The 19691-nt window shown below is 44.9% G+C and carries 13 protein-coding genes; 7 read left to right on the top strand and 6 right to left on the bottom strand.

Going from position 1 to position 19691, the window contains the following annotated elements; translation table 11 throughout:
* The first annotated feature begins 3 nt into the window (after window positions 1-3).
* From GWG06_RS29005 to GWG06_RS28995, 3 genes are read left to right on the top strand one after another with little or no spacing between them, the layout of a single operon-like run.
* Window positions 4-801, top strand: a complete 798-nt coding sequence (locus GWG06_RS29005) for a hypothetical protein (protein WP_160717995.1) — start codon at window positions 4-6, stop codon at window positions 799-801.
* 25 nt (window positions 802-826) lie between these two features.
* On the top strand, window positions 827-8929 hold the full coding sequence (locus tag GWG06_RS29000; RefSeq protein ID WP_160717994.1) for an RHS repeat-associated core domain-containing protein: 8103 nt from the start codon (window positions 827-829) through the stop codon (window positions 8927-8929).
* Window positions 8930-9286 carry a hypothetical protein gene (locus GWG06_RS28995; RefSeq protein WP_160717993.1) on the top strand — a complete coding sequence of 119 codons (357 nt, stop codon included), beginning with the start codon at window positions 8930-8932 and terminating at the stop codon, window positions 9284-9286. It abuts the gene before it with no gap.
* 1474 nt (window positions 9287-10760) lie between these two features.
* Here the strand turns inward: GWG06_RS28995 and GWG06_RS28990 are convergent.
* Window positions 10761-11528 carry a M57 family metalloprotease gene (locus GWG06_RS28990; protein ID WP_235938587.1) on the bottom strand — a complete coding sequence of 256 codons (768 nt, stop codon included), beginning with the start codon at window positions 11526-11528 and terminating at the stop codon, window positions 10761-10763.
* A 324-nt stretch (window positions 11529-11852) separates the two neighbouring features.
* Between GWG06_RS28990 and GWG06_RS28985 the strand changes: the two genes are divergently transcribed.
* Window positions 11853-13388 (top strand): hypothetical protein, encoded by a 1536-nt coding sequence (locus GWG06_RS28985; protein ID WP_160717992.1) that lies wholly within the window; start codon window positions 11853-11855, stop codon window positions 13386-13388.
* Between the two features lie 90 nt (window positions 13389-13478).
* On the opposite strand, the gene GWG06_RS28980 is transcribed toward GWG06_RS28985, so the two are convergent.
* Window positions 13479-14264: an alpha/beta fold hydrolase gene (locus GWG06_RS28980; RefSeq protein ID WP_202183152.1), complete on the bottom strand. Its 786-nt coding sequence runs from the start codon at window positions 14262-14264 to the stop codon at window positions 13479-13481.
* A 106-nt stretch (window positions 14265-14370) separates the two neighbouring features.
* Here GWG06_RS28980 and GWG06_RS28975 point away from each other — a divergent pair, with 106 nt between their 5' ends.
* Both GWG06_RS28975 and GWG06_RS28970 read left to right on the top strand, forming a co-directional pair.
* On the top strand, window positions 14371-14721 hold the full coding sequence (locus GWG06_RS28975; RefSeq protein ID WP_160717991.1) for a hypothetical protein: 351 nt from the start codon (window positions 14371-14373) through the stop codon (window positions 14719-14721).
* Window positions 14722-14766: 45 nt separating this feature from the next.
* Complete coding sequence (locus GWG06_RS28970; protein WP_160717990.1) at window positions 14767-15138, top strand: winged helix-turn-helix transcriptional regulator; 372 nt, start codon at window positions 14767-14769, stop codon at window positions 15136-15138.
* On the opposite strand, the gene GWG06_RS28965 is transcribed toward GWG06_RS28970, so the two are convergent.
* From GWG06_RS28965 to GWG06_RS28950, 4 genes are all read right to left on the bottom strand, one after another.
* The gene (locus tag GWG06_RS28965) at window positions 15139-16536 is read right to left on the bottom strand and encodes a COG3014 family protein (RefSeq protein WP_235938586.1); all 1398 of its coding nucleotides are present in this window, start codon (window positions 16534-16536) and stop codon (window positions 15139-15141) included.
* Window positions 16537-16556: 20 nt separating this feature from the next.
* Window positions 16557-17153 (bottom strand): penicillin-binding protein activator LpoB, encoded by a 597-nt coding sequence (locus tag GWG06_RS28960; RefSeq protein ID WP_127037290.1) that lies wholly within the window; start codon window positions 17151-17153, stop codon window positions 16557-16559.
* Window positions 17154-17185: 32 nt separating this feature from the next.
* Complete coding sequence (locus tag GWG06_RS28955; RefSeq protein WP_127037288.1) at window positions 17186-17554, bottom strand: hypothetical protein; 369 nt, start codon at window positions 17552-17554, stop codon at window positions 17186-17188.
* Between the two features lie 310 nt (window positions 17555-17864).
* Window positions 17865-19322, bottom strand: a complete 1458-nt coding sequence (locus GWG06_RS28950) for a coiled-coil domain-containing protein (RefSeq protein ID WP_160717988.1) — start codon at window positions 19320-19322, stop codon at window positions 17865-17867.
* Between the two features lie 127 nt (window positions 19323-19449).
* Between GWG06_RS28950 and GWG06_RS28945 the strand changes: the two genes are divergently transcribed.
* Window positions 19450-19617, top strand: a complete 168-nt coding sequence (locus GWG06_RS28945) for a hypothetical protein (protein WP_160717987.1) — start codon at window positions 19450-19452, stop codon at window positions 19615-19617.
* The last annotated feature ends 74 nt before the right edge of the window (window positions 19618-19691 follow it).

Raw genomic sequence — 19691 nt, 5'->3', positions numbered from 1 at the left:
GACATGAAGAAATATACGATCTGGATAAAGGTATTATTACCGGTAGTTATACTGTCAGCCATGCTGGTTACGGTATTTGCCACACCTGCCTTACGCAGGGTCTTTTTGAAGGAGAACACACAACGGGAGGCATTCGTACCGGATGCGCAGCATCGCTTCAGCGAAACGGAGAAAGCGCAGCTGTCATCTATATTCAGGTTGTATGCTCATCTGGACAGTTGTACAAAACTATATATCAGTGGTGTTTTCAGCGCAGTGGATCATGCGGACAGCCTGGCGAATATCTCACAGGAGTTTATATTCTCCCGTAATGGTAATGAGTTTTATTATAAGATAGGTTCAACGGAGATGATATCGTTAGCAGATGCATTTATCACCATCAGCCATGATGCCGGGAAGATCATTGTTTCCCGTCCGAAAAAACTGGCAGCACCATTCCAGTTGCCGATGGATACTTTATTTAAGGTATGGGATAATGAAAATTACCGTGTTCATGCCGGTATAAGCAAAGGAGATTCTGTTGTCAGTCTTACCTGCGCCAATCATGCTACCTGTAAAGAATACCGGTTTGTGTTTAATCCGGAAACATTATCCCTGAAGGAGAACTACATGCGTCTGACAAATCTGCGGGACCCATTTAATCCGGATATGGACAAGGAAGTACATACGGTGATTACCTTATGGAAAGAGGACTATGTAAACGGAAAAATACTGGATATGGGCAGCTACCTTTCAGGGAGTGCTCCGCAGTGGACACCTGCGGGAGCTTACAAGGACTATAAGCTGGTAAACGCCTTCTAATGTTAACGCTATTAATGGAATTGTAATGATATCCCTATATTATCAGTTGAGAATATTTTTTATCAGTCTGCTGGCCTGCCTGTTTCTCTGTCATATGAGTGCAAAGGCAGGAGTGGAGCCATATGAGCAAAAGTTACAGGGTAAGCTGAAGAAAGGCGATACCCTGATTGTGAAAGATGAAAAGTTTGAAAACCCGGCCTACGACTGGAAGAACATCCGTAATTATGGTGTAGTGAACACCATCGTATTTCGCATCAACCGCGATACCCAGCTGGTGTTTAAGCAATCATTTTCCTGTAAGCTGGATATGAAAGTGGAATACTGGAGTAAACCGGATCAGGATATACCCATCACGCTACAGCATGTACCGCTGACGATTAACTACGATACTGCAGCAGGCGCAGTGTATCAGGAGGCAGCGCAGTATGATTTCAAAAATGCATACAAGGTAAAAATTACCATCAACGATATCAGCAGTAAAGAGCTGAAAGAGCTGCCGGCCGCTTTTATTCTGAGTGCACAGGTGGTAGTGAACCGGGATTATCTGCCGGAGAAAAAGAAGAGTGCTGCAAACAGGGCCTTTGCAGCAGGTGCTGCGGCTGATCAGGTGCCTATGGCGGGTGCTGCCCCTCCGGCCGCACCAAAAGATGTGACTATATCATGGGATCCGGAATCGCCTTTTAACTATGACTTCGAATGGACGTTTATTGATGAAGAATCAGACAACGGCAGAAAAATAATTGCTGCAGGAAGCAATATTACTCCGGCATTACTTATGCCGATGTTCCGCAACAATTCTTCACGGGTAACGGTACAAACCAACATGTATGCGGTTCCCCTGATCCATGAGTATAAGTATCTGCTTGTCAGGCACAGGATAGTAACAGAAGCCAACGGACTCAGAACAGAAAGCCCGTGGGTATATGACGGGAAGGTGAACGGACAGCCGATACCGGGATTGCTGGCATTAACTACTTTCTGGCATGAGCCGGGATTGAACTGGCAGTACAATGCCTCTTACGCGGAAGAAGGAAAGCGGAAAGAAGTAATCAGTTATTTTGACGGAAGTATGCATAACCGTCAGACAGTCACCTATAATAACAGCGATGGTGTTACCGTAGCACAGGAAAATGTATATGACGCTTATGGCAGACCCGTTGCCAATATTCTTCCCGCTCCGCTGGAAACGAATAATATCCAGTATTTCCGGGATCTGCATATGGCGGGTACAAAAACCTATTCCGCCACAAATGTATTTAAAGGGCTGACAGGAAATTGTATCGGTGCGCCGGATCCTTTGAATACGACGTCCGGAGCAGGAAAATATTATAGTAAGGAGAACGGTTTTACGCAGAACAAGTTCAGGAATTTTATTCCGGATGCAGTAGGGTTGCCGTTAGCGGTAACTTCCTATACAGCAGATAATACGGGGCGCATCAGTACCCAGGGAGGCGTAGGGCCTTACCTGCAACCAAACGCAGACCCGCTGAAGAACCGCGCCACCCGTTACTATTATGGTAAACCGGAGCAATGGGAGCTGGACCGGATTTTCGGTAACGATGTTGGTGTTGCCAGCCATTATCTGAAGAATATGGTCGTGGATCCCAATGGTCAGATATCGATCAACTATCAGAATGCGGCCGGAAAAACTATTGCAACCGCTATGACCGGTACCAACCCGGATACCAGCCAGGTAGCACTGGAAAGCCGTCCGCCGGCAATCCGCAGCAGGATACCATTGTTACAGCCGGAGCGCTTTGTATTTGATGAGCAGCTGCTGAAGCTGAGTGCCACTACAACTTACCTGTCATCTACTGCTGGCGTACTGGATAGTTTACGCATTAATGTACCGGCTATCATTAAAAAATATGAGGAGAAAGGTGTAACTATCTGCAGTAATTGTTATTACGATCTTACAGTAACTGTGCTGGATGATTGTAATAAGAAGCTGGCAGAGGTAAAAACTAAAGAAATCGGGAAGAAGCTGCCTGACTGTACGGCATTGGCAGACTTTAACGATCTGCTGACCTTCCGGGTTGATAAAATCGGAGAGTACTATATCACTTACGAACTGGCACTGAGCCGCAATGTGATTGATGATTATGCCAATGATTTTGTAGCCCGTAATACTAACCTGCGTACAGAGTTTCAGTTTGTATTGGACCAACTGAAGCGGGAGAATTTTACCGGCTGTTTTTCAGAGTGTGTATCCTGTAAATCGGCATTGGGTGCTAAAACAGACTTTGTTGCTGCTTTGAGGCAAAGGGTAATAGAGGGTGGTGCGAATATTACAGGACAAGAAACTGTATTGAATACCTGGGCAGCAGAGTTGTACGATGCCTTGTATGCCAACTGCCAGGCAGTTCGGGCCAGCTGTTTGCAATCGCCCTGCGACCGGTTGAAAAAACAATTGCTGGAAGATATTACCCCCGGTGGTCAGTATGCCCTGTTTACACCTGAAGGCCAGCCGCTGGAACCCGAAATAAATGTCATCAGCAACAACTGGACAAAAGTATTCAGGGGGCCGGATGCTATTGAAGAAGAGATCACCATGGAGGATGGCACTAAAATTATGACCAACAGCCAGTCCTGTACCTTGGCGATATTAGTGAAATACTGGAAGAAGGAATGGTCAAATGCATTTTTGATGGCACATCCGGAGTATTGCGGACTGGAATATTGTAATTCCATCAGCACGTATAAAACCTGGGATGACAGATTGGAAAAAATATATAATACCGCCGCTGATATTCCGTCGTTGAAACCTGGGCTGCAGTATAGCTATACCGATGGCGCCTGGTTAATGGCTGCAGATAAGTTTTTCGCACCTGGAGCACCTGGGGCGAACTATGCTGCGGAATTTAAGGCGGATCTGGATAATTATTCCAAAAACATTTTCGGCAAGCAGGATGTAGTGAAGAATTTATCCGGGGTGGTAGATTTCCTGTTGTACTGTGCAGATTCCACAGGTAATACGAACCAGAATCAAAATTTGAGTTCGGCTATCCGCTGGAATCAGTGTACTCCCGTAGCTGCATGCCGTGTGCCCGATAGGGAATGGATGATGTACCTGCAGAAGTATGTGCAGTTGAAGGAAAGATTATACCGGAAATTACAGGATTTAGGGCCATGCAAGGGGAAATGCCCTGTAGGCATGCCTCCGGGAAAACCGGAACCGAATGTTCGTACCTGTAATAATGTCAGTGTAGATGATTTCTTTATTATGAGTGATGAAATGGAGGGAGCGCGTATGAGATGGGTTGCAACCATCAGAGATGGTGTTGACCTTGCTGATGGGATTTATGTAACCCTGAACGTAACCTTTAGGATGCCCGGGAACATCGGTAATGTCGGAGGAAGTTTCAACCTGTCATCAACCAACAGGACCTCTTATACCTATGTTGACCCGCAAGCTGATCTGGAAGTCGTTTTAATTTCCTGCCATGGCGGAGCTACCTGTCCAACGGTATATGCGTCAAAAAAATCCCGTCTTAGTAAAATTGATTACACAGAAAAAGCAAATGAGAATACCAGCAGTTTAATCCGGGAAGCAGAAGTCGCGCTGCGAAATCAGCTGTATCCGTCCTGTATGGCCAATGCAGATAAGCTGATTGCGCGGCTGACGGGATTAACTCCCCAGCAGCAGGCCGATATGAGGAATAAACTGATTGAAGTGTGTATGGCCGGTGGTGATTCTGCCCATATCTTTGGTTCTTCCTCAGTTCGTCCGGATAAAGTGGCAACAGCTCCTTACCGCGATTATGAGGCGGTTCTTAAAAGCTACTCTATTCCTTTCAGCATGGACTATAACCCCTGGCTGCAGGATGTTTTAACACCCTACCAGGTAAAGAATCAGTCAGTGGCTGTAATAATCAGCAATACCAATGCTGCCATCTGTAACCGGTTGGCTGCTTTAAAGCAGGAACAGGCCAGCACGCAACCAGGCATGACCTTCTTTAATTACCTGAAATCTAAGTACGGCGGCGCGATGAATATCTCCGCTGCCGACCTGGCAGCGCTTGAAAAAGGCTGTGCTAATTGCCGTTACCTGCTGGACAGATCCCTGAAATTGCCTGTATTCCTGGATGGTAACGCTACCGGCTGTATAGCAAAACAGGCATTTACGGATGCGGAAACCGCCCTGAAAACGGCATTCGGAGGAACAGTTAATACCGGTCATGCAAACTATCAGGAAGTGTACCGCAATTTCATGAATCAGCGATGGGGCTTTACACTGGCGTTTTCAGACTATGACAAGTACCGGGTGAAATTGCAGTCGTCACCTAATGAAGTACTGTGTAACCAGCCTGTTTATGATGTGGTACAGGCAAACCCGTATCAATGTATGTATGATCTTATTGATGCTGCGGTAGAGAGTGGACGGAGAATGTATGGTGAATATATAGATTCTGTAAAGAGAGATTTCCGTAACCAGTATGTAAGTATCTGTGGTAAGGCTAAGCCTAAAGTAGATCTGCATACCTCGCAGCAGAATTATCATTACACTTTATACTATTACGACCAGGGAGGCTTGCTGTTACGCACTGTTCCGCCGGAAGGAGTTGATATTATCCAGGATCAGTGGAGGCTGGATAATATAACCCGTGCCCGTAATGCAGATCTCAGTAGTTGCAGTTTTAATGGTCCGTTGAGTAATACAGATGAAGCAGCAGCGCTGGAAGCGCTGGCAACGGGTACTACCGGCGCTAATAAAGCTGTGGAAATGTGGATGTATAGTGAGAACGGCAGTGGTGCGCAGGTGATTACACCCGGAGGGAATAATAAAGTTTATTTCTATCTATGCCAGAAAGGGAACTTCCTGGATGTTGCGATCTATAAACTAACCTATCCTTCCCAGACTACTGTGGAAATTGTTGGATCCAATCTGTTCAGTCTGAATGTAAGTTCCATACAGCCGCTGAATCCGTTTACACATGTGGTGTTCCAGGGAACGGATTTGTCAGATGATACCAAACCGTTTTCTGTATTTATTAATGGGCGCAGCTTTACGCCGGTTAATAATCCTGCTTTCGGAGGCTGCGGTTGGGAAATCACAGCCGGAACTACCAATGCTACTTTCACAAAGGATTTGTCTCAGATAAAACAACTGCGCGTTTATAACCGGGCATTAACCACCGCAGAAATTGCTGCTAATGCGAAGGAAATGTGTATGGGAATGGCATCCGCATATAGCACAGGTCTGATGAAGGATATACTGGTATGGGGGCGTTTCAATACGCCAACTCCAGGTTCTGTGACTACCATGCCGGGAAGTACAGTGGAGGTGCAGCAGAATCCTATTTATCCGAAACACCGGTTGAGCGCGGATTATGCCTATAACTCACTGGGACAGGCGGTACAGCAGCATACCGCTGATGGAGGAATGAGCTTTTTCTGGTATGATGCCAAAGGCCGTCTGGTAGCATCGCGTAACCAGAAGCAATCCTCACAGGGTAAGCATAGCTTTACCACTTATGATGACCTGAGTCGTATTACTGCAGTGGGAGAAAAAACGGCTGGAAATATTCCTGCTGCTCCTGCTTTCCTGAAAGATAACGAAGTGAGCACGTTCCTGAATTCAGGTACCGACGGTATGATTACGCGTACCTATTATGATATGCCCAGGTTGTCTGCTGAACAGGAAAACCTATGGAAACGTGTATCTGCAAGTGTTTATGAAGAAACGAAAGGAACGGAAGAACAGACAACCTATTATAGTTATGATGCAGTTGGTAATGTTAAAACCCTTTGGCAAAAAGTATTTGGCCTGAGTGAGATGAAGAAGCTGGAGTATAATTATGATCTGGCGAGTGGTAAAGTAAATGCAGTCCGTTACCAGTATGGCAAACCGGATCAATTCTTCTATAACTATGAATACGATGCAGAGAACAAGCTGAAATTAGCTACCAATGGTGTTTCACATAAAGGAGATGGATGGAAGATCAACCAGGGTAAACCTGCAGCCACCTATCAGTATTATCTCCACGGACCACTGGCACGTACAGACATAGGTGTGGGGGTGCAGGGAATTGATTATGCCTACACATTACAAGGTTGGTTAAAAGGAATCAATGGATCTCATCTGAATCCTAATACTGATATGGGTAAGGATGGTATCAGCGGAAGTAGTTTTGCTCCTGATATAATGGCGTATAGCCTGAATTACTTTGATGGTGACTATAAGCCAATTGATCCTGCAGCTACAAATTTTAGTCTGAAGTATACTCCGGCTGTCAACGATATTACGGGATGGCAATTGTTTAATGGGAATATCAGTCATAGTACTGTAGCCCTCAGTAAATTCAAGAGCGGTGCACCGGTCGGGTACAGCTATAGATACGATCAATTGAACCGTCTGGTGCGTATGCGGCAGCACGAGCTGACTGCCGGTACTACGAATTGGGGGCTGGCACAAGTGGTGCAGGATTTTCAGGAAGATATCAGGTACGATGATAATGGTAATATCCTGTCTTACTTCAGAAATGGTACCCGTGATACGAGCTTGCCGATGGATGATATGACCTATCATTACCCACGGGATGGGGCAGGTAATCTGCAGTCCAACAGATTACGCCATATCACAGATATGGTGGATCCTAACATATATAAGAATGACATTGACGGAATGGAAGCGGATAACTATATTTATGATGAGATAGGTAATCTTATCAAGGATAAGTCGGCCAAAATCACTGTCAACTGGAATGTTTACGGTAAAATCCAAAGTATTCTGTTTGACGGAGGGAGTTCTTTAGTTTATAAATATGACCCATCTGGTAACCGCGTTTATAAGGAGTATAAGAATAAAGGAGCCACAACTACAATCATAACTAAAACCTGGTATATCCGAGATCCGCAGGGTAACCCGCTGGCAGTATATAGTGATAACGGGAGCGGTAGTACCGTTTACTGGAAGGAACAACACCTGTATGGTAGTTCACGCGTAGGTATGTGGTCGCCGAATATGTCGCTTAGTACTAATACTGCGGTACAACTATGGGGGCAGAGCAATCTGTTATCCTATGAGTTAACCAATCACCTGGGAAATGTGATGGGAACCATCTCGGATACGAAGACCATCACCTCCATGACAGACTATGCTCCGTTTGGAATGCAATTGTCTACGAAGGCATGGAGTTTAGGGACGGATAGATATAGATATGGGTTTAATGGGAAGGAGAATGATAATGAAGTGAAGGGTGATGGGAATCAGCAGGATTATGGAATGAGGGTGTATGATCCGAGGGTGAGCAGATTTTTAACGGTTGACCCTTTGACCAAACAATACCCACACTATACACCATATTCTTTTGCTGGAAATACTCCAATACAAGCAATAGATCTAGATGGAGCGGAGGAATACCATTTTACTAACTTAAAGGGGAAAGATGGATCTACAGTTATTAAGTATCTTGGTAAAAAGGATATCGTAGATCGCGTAGTTGTCGGATATCGCAGTGGCCATGGAATATATAATGATGCACCAGTTCCAGTCTATGAGACGAGAGTAAATCAACGCCAATTATATACAATACATGATACCTACAGGGAACCGATTGATAGACACGGCGGTTTAGATCCTAATCAGCCGCAAGAATGGAAGGACTTTGATGTTAGAACAACTTATAGTTCATTTGAGGATTTTGCAAGTAGAAAGAATGGCTCAAGGTCTATTGCTGATATGGCTAATATTGCAGCTGCAAAGTATAATGCTGCAATAGGCCCTGAAAATGCGGCTTTACCAGCTGGAGGGGCAGGGAATTTAGGTAGTAGAGGTAGAGGGAGATATAATATTTATGGAGAAGGAGAAGTTGCAGGATTTACAGATATAGCTGTAAATTCTAGATTTGCTAATGGAAGGCCTTTGTCTTCAACATTTGCTAGTGGGTCTGCAGAACGAATCGTGATAAATAATTCACCATTATTCGAGGCAGAGTTATCTGAAATAGCAAGACTGTCTCGTTCCGGGACTACAATTACATTTTCTGCTCCAGAAAATTCGTTTTTTGGTAAGTTAGGAGATCTTTTAAAGGATAAAGCTAAATTAGTTTCTGAAAAGTCCAAAGTGATAGCGCCAGGAACAGCAGATGAATTTGTCCAGAAAACTGTTCAATATAAAATGAAGTAAATGAAGTCTGAACTTGAATTGTTATGCTCAAAGTATCCAAAGTCCATTATGGGAGATTATTCCATAAACGTTTCTTTAATTGAAAGAGGTATAATATTTATGTATGCTGAATGGAGTCCGACAATTGTTCAGTTGAGAAATCTTCTACTATCTCTGACAAATAATTCAGATATTCAGTTGTATATCTACGATATTGATAATTCTAATTCAATTAGTTTTTTTGATCAGAATGGTTTACATTCTGAAGGTTGGGGAGAAACATTTTGGATAAAAAATGGGAGACTGATTGCAGAATTAAAAAATTATACATCAAAGGATTTACATAATCTTAAGAGAAGAAATAATTTGTTGCAATAAAATGATACAACAAGGGGGATACCCCTTGTTGTATTTATGAATTGGTTGAGATATGCATAAATAAAATTAAAGTAACTTCTTGTACTGCAGTAGTTCAATTTCCTCCGCTCAGAAGTAACTAATCTTTTTATCTCAAATTTTGGGACGGATCAACCTTTTACGATGAATAATTAATTATCGGGCAAATATAATATGAATAGTCTAGAATATATGAAAGTAGTGGATTCTGTAAGATTATAACATCCAAAATATAGATACTAGAGGAGTGGATATGTGTTTAGAAACTGTAGGCTATGAATAGCTGTATTGTTAATACTAAAATGAGAAGATTAGTTTTGAAATTATTGCTTCATTGATAAAATACTTAAAAGAATAATCTTTGATAATAAATCAATTTCAATTGAATAAATATTATTTTATTTTTTTTTACCTGGCTATTTCGGCATGTAATGAAACAACGCGGTATGAAAAAACAGAAGCCGATAGTATAGTTATTGTACCTGAACGAATTGATACTATCTCCAGGACACTTAATGCTACTGAAAAACAACCGGAGGTGTCAAGTGTCGCGGATTGCGATGAAGCACTAAACCTAATGTTTCAGACAAGCAATTATCAGCCGGAGGCTAAATTGTACCTGTCAGATTATAGAATACATGTTAGTGAACCTGGAGACTCTATAAACCCATCACTGGGTATTCGGATTTATCACACACATAACCATGATAGTGCATTGATGGGAATATTAAATCTGGATCTGCAAACCGGAAAGTTACTGGATTTATCTCCATACCTGGACAATCCAAAGGAGCTTACTTATGATTCAATCTGGCTTGAAATAATACGGAAGAATTGTAGTCAACTACCGGCTGAATTTTACTGAAAAAGTTATTAAAGGGCTATTATGAAACAATTCACTAAAGCACTTATAATCTGTATTACTACCTGTCTATACGTCACAAAAACTTACAGCCAAACTATCTGTCTGAAATACCCCATTTTCTTAGATGTCAATAAGCAATATATTGAGCTATTTAACCCAAATGATTCTTCCGTCGTGACAAACCTGAGCTCAGACAGTAGTAAATTAATGAAGGCATTTAATATTAATAAAGCCGGGGACCTCAATTTTCAGATACTGAATGATTCCGGTGGGATAAGGATAGAAGGCCACTATGCTGCATCTCCTTTATTGCATACGGAGACTATATATATCCGAAAGTTAGGAGGTAAGAGCGGTAGTAAGCATCGGACATTTTACCGGCCACTCCGTGACGGTATCTGGTTATATCGCGACCGGAAAGGTACTGTTTATTTTAAGGAAAGATATAGTAATGGCCGCTTGCTTGAAGCCACAGCTCTTTAATGCAAACCTGTAAACATTATAAAGAATGCCCGATTCGTCATTGTTATAAAATAAAAAGCTGGCTGGATCCACATCCAGCCAGCCCTGAAAAACCTTTTATACCACCAACTATTGCGGATACAAAATCTGTGTCGCACGAACATCTCCTGCTGTAAATCCATTCCATGGAAGCACAGTGGAGTTCATCACAGAATTCGGATCAGAGGTAGGTGTTCCGTTGATGAATACACCGGTAGCCTGATTGGTGTGATGGAAACCGATGGTATGACCAAATTCATGCGTGATGGCAAACAGCTGCTGGCTGGCAGACATGCTGTTATATTTGGAATTAATTTCCACCGTTACGCCTGGTCTGCTGTCTGATCCTGGCAGATAAGCCCTGGCGATCCAGTTGGCGTTTTCATAGCCCATGAAAACCCTGGTGTTTGCACCTGCCTGTGTGGATACAATAGACATACCCAGACGTGTACCATTTACGGCGTTCCAGTTGTTCACCGCTCCCTGAATAGCCGTTCTCCATACCTGAGGTATAGCCGGATCAAGGTAGAATTTAATGTTGGTGTTATAGGTATTGCTTACGATGTAAGTACCCCGCCGGTGTTCAGTTTCAGGCTTAGCCTTCCACTCGGCTGTACGTTGCTTAAGATCTGAAAGAGACATAATGATATCACTTTCAATAACAACACGGTCCTTGTCAAATACAATATGCTCCCGGTCAAATCCCTGATTTACCAGATAATTCGTCATCTCTTCTGCATTGGGAGCGGGCGATGGCACTTGTAATTCTTTTTCATTCTTTGAGCAGGAAGAGAAGAGGAGGGTTAATGAAGTCATACAGATGACTGCGCTAATGAAGAATCCATTAGAATGTTTCATGCTAGACAGATTTTGGGTTAAATAATAAATTGGGTTAAATAAAATAATGAGTAATTAAAAACTAACTAAAACTAACACCTGTCACGGTAATTTGGTTGCAGTTTAGATTTTAGTATTTAATAAATTGTTTTTTTGTTATATGTAATTGAATCACTATCGCTAGCCTGGAAAGTGCACCGGAGGTAATGTGAGGAATAAAATTATTGCCGTAATGCCCGGCCCCATCAGGGTTTTACGGTAATCATCATTCATGATAAGTTGTATTTTAATAATTAATTGCGTACCCGGATTAATTAGTAAGTTCGCAACCTCAATATCTCATCTATGAAGTATTTATCCCTGATACCGGTACTCCTGTTACTGAGTATCCTTTCCTTCGGACAACTGAAAATTGCCTCACAAAGCCCGGTCTTCGGAGAAGATGAATCTGTAGGTATACAGAAGGTATTACTGATGAAAAATGGTAACACCTTTTATATGGGCCTCAGCAAAAAGGCGCTGACAGTAAGAATCTACAGCCCGAAATCTATGGTGAAGGCTACTAAACAATTACACCCCCATCTTGGTAAAGGCAGCAGCTTCCGCGTGAAAGGCGTGTATGATATGAACGGCGAAGTGGTCGTTCTCATCAGCGCTGTGGATAAACATCAGGTGGTATTACAACGGCTGGTAATTGATGCCGCTACCGGCGCATTAAAAGAGGAAGCCACTATCGGCGAGCTGGAGAAGGTTTCGTATTTCAAATTACTGGGCGTAGCCTTTGCTGATGTACCGGAACCGGACTTTTTTGCTGAGGCAATGCCGGAAGGTAATGGGTACGCTGTGGTGGCTATGAATAGTTTTCAGCCAGACAGAAACAAGCGGGTAGTTGTTTCCATCTATGGCCCTGATAACAAAGAGCTAAGCCATGCTTTTTATAAATCGCCGGAAGAGAAATATAAGTACATGGAATTTCTGGGTATTGCCCCGCTGGAGAAAAATAAACTGGGAATACTGGCCTATGGCTACAATACGGTAGCTTCCGGCGGAAAAGAAACGGAGTTGCTGTTGGGTACACTCGTAACAGGAGATACCTTGCTGACAGTAGACAGGCTGGCCACTATTACAAAGCCGGCAGTTGCTTCCCTGGCACGCTACAACGCCGCATCTAAAAAAATGATGTTGCTGGCAATAACCGCCAGAGAAGGATATGCGGTCACCGTAATCGATCCTTTCAACAAAAAAGCTGCCACCAGGTTATTAAGCAGGAAAGAGTCCGTGGCGCCCCAGAACCTTTTCCCCAATGAAGATGGTACATTTACCGTTGTATATGAAAACCTCACTTTTTTAGAGAGCCGGTCCACACCTTCCCATTCTTTTTCCCAGGTGTCTATGGAGGATTATATAGTAAGTGTGTTATCAACGGAAAGTATGGAGGAACTGAAAAGATACAGATTACCCAGACGCCACTGGCGTGCTGAAATGATCAGAACGGCCACTTTTTACAATGCATACAACTACTTTGAACTGGCGTATAAACAACCATCACCATTGGAAGCATTCGGTTATCTGAATACCGGCGCTAACAGTTACCTCTTTCTGAATGATGATGCGGATAACATAGAAAAAGCACAGAAGGGAAAGAACCTGGGTAAAGTAAAATCGATAGACGATTGCGATGCGTTTTACTATACGCTGAGCGGCGATAAGGATGTGCCTGCAGCTGATTATCTTTTGGGAGAACAGGTGGAGAAAAGAGATCATAATACAGGGGTGTTTAAGGCCTGCGACTATAACGCAGAAAGGAAAGCTTATGTAGTGGTAAAAGGAGAACAACGTGGAAAAGACCTGAGCTGGAGATTGGTCTGGTTTAAATTGTAAGCAGCAGCGCTTACAGCAAAATACCGGCGCTTTAAATTATTTTATCATCTGCAGCCCCAGGCAGCTACCCGGGGCTGCAGATGATAACTCCTATAACTCCACCAATAGCTTCGTTAACTCCTCCGGAGCCGTAATCATGGCATCATGACCCGTTTTCAGCCCGTAATATTTCCATGCGCTGTCTTTTTTTACCGCATCAATAAACTGCTGCATAACCGGCAGCTGTGGCTGTGTACAGCCAATGTATACCAGCGGGATATTATTCCCGTATACATGCTTCAGCCGCAGTGGCTCTGCAAACGTCCGGATAGGTTGCAGCGTAAGCCGTTCATTTGTCCATTTGAGCCTGGCGGGATCTGTTACCCCAAACAGGTCTGCAGTCATAATCGGAACGGTAGTTTTACCCTGCTTTATTAAGTCATTAAGCCGCCGCTGTTGTGCAGGTTCCTGCAGGGAAATGAGGTTCTGCCCGTTGCGTGGCAGCAGGGCATCCAGGTATATCAGCTTCTCCAGGCGCTCCGGGATACTGTCTGCTACTCCGGTAATGACAGCGCCGGCATAGCTATGCCCCACCAGCACTACGTGATGCAGGTCTTCCTGGATAAGCAGACTGATAATGTCAGTGATATGTGTACTGAGGTTGGTTTGCGGCGTACGCGTATGCTTATACTCGCTCATGCCGCTCATACTGGGGGTATACACTTCGTATCCCTGTGCGCGGAGTTTTCGGCTTACTTCCTGCCAGCACCATCCGCCGTGCCAGGCGCCATGCACCAATACATAGACGGGTTTACTGTTTTGCGCCAGCAGCGTGCGGAACGGAAAGATAAGGAGCAATGCCATTATCAGGTATCTTTGCAGATGTGTTGTTTTCATATGTCATATTTTTTGTAAAATTATCGGGAGAAGAAAACGTGAGCAATAACCCACCCGAAAGTGAGTAATGATATTGGAAGCTGTCTTAATCGAAATAATAGTTTGTATGAAGTATTCGCGTGTCTTTTTAATGTATCTGCTGCTGGCTGCTATCTGGTGTTATCTGTGTTTCCACTTATGGGCGCCGGCGAAAAGTGAACGGCTGATGTTTTTACTATTTTCAGGGGCGGTTTATTTCAGCCTGGTGATATGGGGATTGATAATGTTATTTGACCGTGCCCTCAAAGCCAAAGGCTATATCATACTGCTGGCGCCCGTAGTGGCAGCTATGCTGTTATTGCTGACGATGTTTAACCGGGATCAGGCTACCTTTTATTTCGGATTGGGGTTAAGTGTGGCGGCTATGATTTCGCTGGCTACCGGGTTACTGGCAGGTAGCCGCCGGGCGAAGAAATAAGACAGTCTGGTTGCCTATTTTTACCTGAATGAAAAATGTAAAAAGATGGCTAGTCTGTTAAAGGAAAATTCTACCAATGCGGAAAACTTCAGGAAGCTGGCGATATGCTGTGATGTGAATGTAGTGCTGAACAGTATCGGGCTGCGATGGAAGATGCAGATACTCTATTGCATTGCTGATGGCGTGGATCAGTTCGGGAAGATCAGCAGGTATTTCCCCACTTTGTCAGACCAGGTGCTGAGCCGGCGCATCGCAGAGTTAAGCCGGGAAGACCTGATTGTTAAAACAACGCTCCCTGATTCCGGCCGCCTGCAGATACAGTACAGCATTACGGAGAAAGGCCGTGAGCTGCTGGAACTTATCCTCCGGTTGCAGGACTGGGGAAAGAAGTGGCAGGTGGTGCCCGCCCTCCCCTGATTATCCCCGCTGTAAGGAGCTGTAGTGCCTTGCCTGCAGCATGCCATTCCCTTCTACCTGTAGTTTCACCGTATTCGTCTGGCCGTGCACGTTACTAAGCTGCAGCGATATATCATTGCGGCCTTTCTTCAATGGTATGCGCACATAATAAATGGCATGAGGAAGACTTTGCCAGTTGCGGGTGTCCGCTTTTTCTGTAAGAAATGCCAACCCGTCAAACACCTGTGCTGCCGTTTCATTTTCTTTTTTCAACTGATGCTCTGCCAGCTTTTTAATGGCCAGCCGGGTCAGGGCAAGCGACATCTCTTTAATAAACCGCTCCTGCAGCGTGCGGAAAGCCAGCTGGTTCACATCTTCTATTTTTTCTAAAGGCACAGCCGGCGCAGCGTTGGCAGATATGCTGGCATTCGTGTAATACAGCGGCTGCTCCATATATTTCGGAAAGGCTACGCGGAACGTTTCCATATACCCCAGTTTGCCTGCATTTTCTTTGGGAAACAGCCGGAAGTCAAACGGAATGAACAGATTGGTTTCTTCGTTGGTAAATCCTACGCTGCCCAACCCGTTTTTGGTGAGGGTAAAGAAGAAATTATTTTCCGTTTTCACCGGCGCCAGCCCGTTTTCCCAGAAGAGAATGAGATCGCCGCCCTCTTCTTTTTTAGGCGGTGTATAGGTGGTGTTGAACTGTTTTTCGTAGTAGGACAGCTCCGTGCCAAAACCATTCAGATAAGCCATGTGCAGCAGATCCTGCTGCAGCTGCGCAGGCATCTTCACTCCGTAGTAGGCGGTGTCAGTCGTTTTCAGGAAAATGTCTGCTGCATTGCGATAGGAGATGAATGCATCATTGATGTTGTTCACGCTCTCATAGATCATACCCTGCAGCATCAGCGCAAATGCGTCGTTGGCATACTTCCGGTCGTTATTATTCTTCCTGTCGTTCAGCGCATCATTTTTCAGCGTAATACGGCGTGCTTCTACAACTGCATCTTCATGCTGACGCAGCTGCAGATAGTTGAGCGATTTATAGTAATGGATGAGCAGCTTTTCGAAATCTTCACCACGGTACTGCTGCATAGCCGGATTGAGCAGCAGCCCGATACCCTGATCCAGGACGGCATTGAAATGACTCTCCAGCAGAGAGTCGGCAGCATTCAGACAATTATTGCTCTGCTGATAGTCGCCGCGGAGAAAGGCCACCTTCCCTTTCTCCATCTGATAAAGTAACCTGTTGCGTTTAAGCCGGAGAAACCTGTTATTGTCCAGCTCCTTGCCGGCGGCGTCAAATTCTCCTGTGGAAAGGTGATTGTAATAGCTGCTTATCTTGTTGTTATAGGTCTGGCAGGACATGGACATTGCCAGTAACAGCAACGTCCATTTACCTCCTGATGAATGGCGCATAGTCTCGTCTGTTCAATGCTTTAATTGCGGATGTACTTGGCTATTTTCTTGTTGCCAATCCATACTACTTCGTTGCTCTGTATGTCGGTCAGTTCAAGGTCTACCTGGTAATAGGTAACGTTCTTCTTTTTATGTGAATCCACGATGGAGTTGATGGAACCCTGTAGGATATAGTCTGCGCCTATTTCCAGTCCCCATTTCTTCATGGTAGATACGCTGGCATTCTTCTGCTGGTCTGCCCTTTCTCCGCGCAGCTCTTCGCGCTTGCTGCCCGCCTGTACCAGCTTTACCTTCTGGGTGGTAACAAAAGAGCGTTCCACATCTTTCACAAAGGTTTCTGCATCTATGTGTTCATGACTTTTGTTGCTGACAAGTCCTACGATAACAACCGGTTTGGCGCCTTTGTGCTGCTGCAGGAAATCGGATAACCAGTTTTCTGACAGAATGTTGGTGGTCATAGCTTCTGCTACGAGCCGGGAGTCGGTGTTGTTCCAGCGGCCGCTGACATCTATCTGCTCGTTTTCGCTTACTCTGGTTACCTGACGCGGAGCGCATGCCGCCAGGAAAAGGCAGCCGCATAGTGCGCTGATCACAGCGCCCTGTGTTACATTAAACATGAATATGAATTTTTAGATTGATTGCTGGAATACTAACGCCAAAGGCTATAAATACCAAATGCCAGTGCCGTGGCCGTCAAGTAGCTGGTAAACATAGAGGCGGTACGGCGATAGGGACGATAGTAGTAATAATCATCATATCCCCAGGGTGAAGTATACTGCCAGGACGGGCTGTAGCGGATGTTCTGCAGCCTGCGCTGCTGCCGCCATTCCCTGCGCTGCGCTTTTCTTTCGGCTTTGGCTTCAAAATAGTTATAGGCCTTATATGTCTGCTGCAGGGTAGTGGCATGAAAGGCATTCAGCGAATCGGCAAGCGGCGCATAATGCAGATAGCTCTCCATATAGCGGGGATTCTGATCCGGAACGCGTTCCTGCGCTACTACAGGCATTATTGCAGTCATCAGCAAAAGAAAAGTAATAAAACAGCTGTTTCGCATGGCATTTACTATTTGTGGTACAGATAAGGACCAGCCCCTGAGGCTGGCTGCTATTCTCTTACTATGACGCAGATAATATTGTTATACCCCTATGGAGGGGGGAGTTTTTGCAAGACCTTAACAATTTTAATTACGAATTACGAATTACGAATTGCGAATGCAGGCGCGAAGAGCTAACCGAAGATTAAAGGTGATAACCAGAAGTATCCACTTTAATCTTCGGTTAGTTCTTCGCGCCTGCATTCGTAATTCGCAATTCGTAATTCGTAATTCATCAAAAATTATATCCCATTCTCACTTTAATCGGATCCGTTCTCGGCACATGCTGATTATAGAGGAAGTCGAATAAAACCATCATGTTGCCTTTCAGCTTATTGTTGATTTTATATTTTTTACTGAGGCCGATAAGACCGCTGGGGGTCCATTTCTGCCAGCCTTCGGTGGTGGTGGCCGGCGCATTTTCGGGAACGGTGTAGTTGGGCTGGAAATTCTGTTCATAGCCGCCGTTCAGGTAGAAGGTGCCTTTCAGCTTCCAGTCGATAAACGAACGGATGCCCATACCCTGTGTGCTGAAACGGATATTGTTGAAGCCGGTGCCCATGCCCAGCTTAAAGGAGCCGCCCAGCCCGATGCTGCCATTCTTGTGGAATTTATAGGCTACCTGACCGGCAAGGTCGCCGGTGCTGGGGAAGAACTGGTTGCTGCGCTGGAATTGTATGTTGCTGCCAAATTCGAGGCGCTGCAGAAAACTTTTGGTCTTCATTTCATTCGGCTTGAAATTGGGCATATCCGCGGCATTGTCCAGATCCGGGAATTTGCTTTTCAGTTCATCAAAACGGCTGCGGGCTTCGGCCATCTGCTGACTCACCGCGGCGCCTGCATTAGGGCCGCTGCCGATGCGCTGCTGGATAAGCTGTTCTACCTGTGCGCGCGTTTGCAGGCCCTCCAGGCTTTGTGCGGAGGCAGCCCCGCTCTGCAGGTTAAACAGACTGGCCAGCTGCGAATGTTTGGCCATGAAGTCGTTGAAGGCAGGCATCTTTTTGATGACCTCCATCGCTTTCTGCTCCGCCTTTTTCCGGTCCTTGAAAATTTCCTTGTATTCCTTTACCTGCTGTGCGTAATAGTAGGCTTCCTTATTCATCTTCTGAAGGTCTTTGGTAAAGCCGGTATACTGGCCCAGTTGTTCCTTCAGTTGCTGTTTTCTCTCCCGGATAAAGGCTTTGACAGCTTCGGCCTGTGCCAGCTTGTCTTTCAGCTGGTCGATGGATTTGGTAGCGCCTCCCAGTTTATCCGTAATGCCTTTGGATTGTTTCAGCAGGTCTTTGGAACCTTTGAGGAAGGCCAGTGAATTTTGCAGGCTGTCCAGGTAAGCGCCGCCAGACTGGTTCAGGGCGCCGGGAACCTTGCTGCCCAGTTTGGAACGCAGCTTTGATTGCAGGTTGCCCAGTGAATCAATGGAGCGGGTGAATATATTTTTGGCAGCCACCGAATCTATCCTGGCCAGCTTGCGTTGCATGGCTTTTTCTTCTTTCAGGAAGCGCTTCAGCGCTTTATCCGTGCGGTTGGTAACCTGCTTATTCAGTTTGTCTGATTTGGCTTTTGCCTGTGAGATGAATTTCTCCGGCACCTGTTGTACCTGGTGCGTGATGCTGTCTTTCTTCTCCTGTATTTGCTGGCTGTATGCCCCGGAAAAGAAGAACAGAAGGGTAATGAGTATGTGTATTAATTTCATAATGGTACAGGGTTACAGTTCTGGATCAATCCGGCAACCACGTGCGTTAAAGGAATAAATAAATATGCTGACAGATAATACAACGAAGGTAGGATATTGGACGTAATTTATCGTGCAGGGAAAAAATATGCAGACCTGGAATAACAGGCGCCGTTGCGGTTTTTATACGGTGGTAGCACCGCATATCCGTCTTTCCCGCTTCCGGGGGCTGTTTGGCGGTATTGCTTTTAAAGAGGGCAGCAATTTATATCTGACAGCTGTTACCGGTGACAATAGCCCGGGCAACTTTTCCTGATCATTTACTGATCTTGTCAGTGCCTGCGCACAAAAAATCCCCGGCTTGAAAAAAGCCGGGGATTCATTATACTT

It is taken from the genome of Chitinophaga solisilvae, assembly GCF_009928525.1.
GTDB lineage: Bacteria > Bacteroidota > Bacteroidia > Chitinophagales > Chitinophagaceae > Chitinophaga > Chitinophaga solisilvae.
The sequence above is the reverse complement of the archived record's forward strand: the minus strand, read 5'-3'. Positions and strand labels throughout refer to the sequence as shown.

Excerpts from the sequence above, each read along its gene's own strand:
- GWG06_RS29005 (WP_160717995.1), top strand. The coding sequence starts at position 4 with ATGAAGAAATATACGATCTGGATAAAGGTATTATTACCGGTAGTTATA.
- GWG06_RS29000 (WP_160717994.1), top strand. The coding sequence starts at position 827 with ATGATATCCCTATATTATCAGTTGAGAATATTTTTTATCAGTCTGCTG.
- GWG06_RS28995 (WP_160717993.1), top strand. The coding sequence starts at position 8,930 with ATGAAGTCTGAACTTGAATTGTTATGCTCAAAGTATCCAAAGTCCATT.
- GWG06_RS28990 (WP_235938587.1), bottom strand. The coding sequence starts at position 11,528 with ATGAAACATTCTAATGGATTCTTCATTAGCGCAGTCATCTGTATGACT.
- GWG06_RS28985 (WP_160717992.1), top strand. The coding sequence starts at position 11,853 with ATGAAGTATTTATCCCTGATACCGGTACTCCTGTTACTGAGTATCCTT.
- GWG06_RS28980 (WP_202183152.1), bottom strand. The coding sequence starts at position 14,264 with ATGAAAACAACACATCTGCAAAGATACCTGATAATGGCATTGCTCCTT.
- GWG06_RS28975 (WP_160717991.1), top strand. The coding sequence starts at position 14,371 with ATGAAGTATTCGCGTGTCTTTTTAATGTATCTGCTGCTGGCTGCTATC.
- GWG06_RS28970 (WP_160717990.1), top strand. The coding sequence starts at position 14,767 with ATGGCTAGTCTGTTAAAGGAAAATTCTACCAATGCGGAAAACTTCAGG.
- GWG06_RS28965 (WP_235938586.1), bottom strand. The coding sequence starts at position 16,536 with ATGCGCCATTCATCAGGAGGTAAATGGACGTTGCTGTTACTGGCAATG.
- GWG06_RS28960 (WP_127037290.1), bottom strand. The coding sequence starts at position 17,153 with ATGTTTAATGTAACACAGGGCGCTGTGATCAGCGCACTATGCGGCTGC.
- GWG06_RS28955 (WP_127037288.1), bottom strand. The coding sequence starts at position 17,554 with ATGACTGCAATAATGCCTGTAGTAGCGCAGGAACGCGTTCCGGATCAG.
- GWG06_RS28950 (WP_160717988.1), bottom strand. The coding sequence starts at position 19,322 with ATGAAATTAATACACATACTCATTACCCTTCTGTTCTTCTTTTCCGGG.
- GWG06_RS28945 (WP_160717987.1), top strand. The coding sequence starts at position 19,450 with ATGCAGACCTGGAATAACAGGCGCCGTTGCGGTTTTTATACGGTGGTA.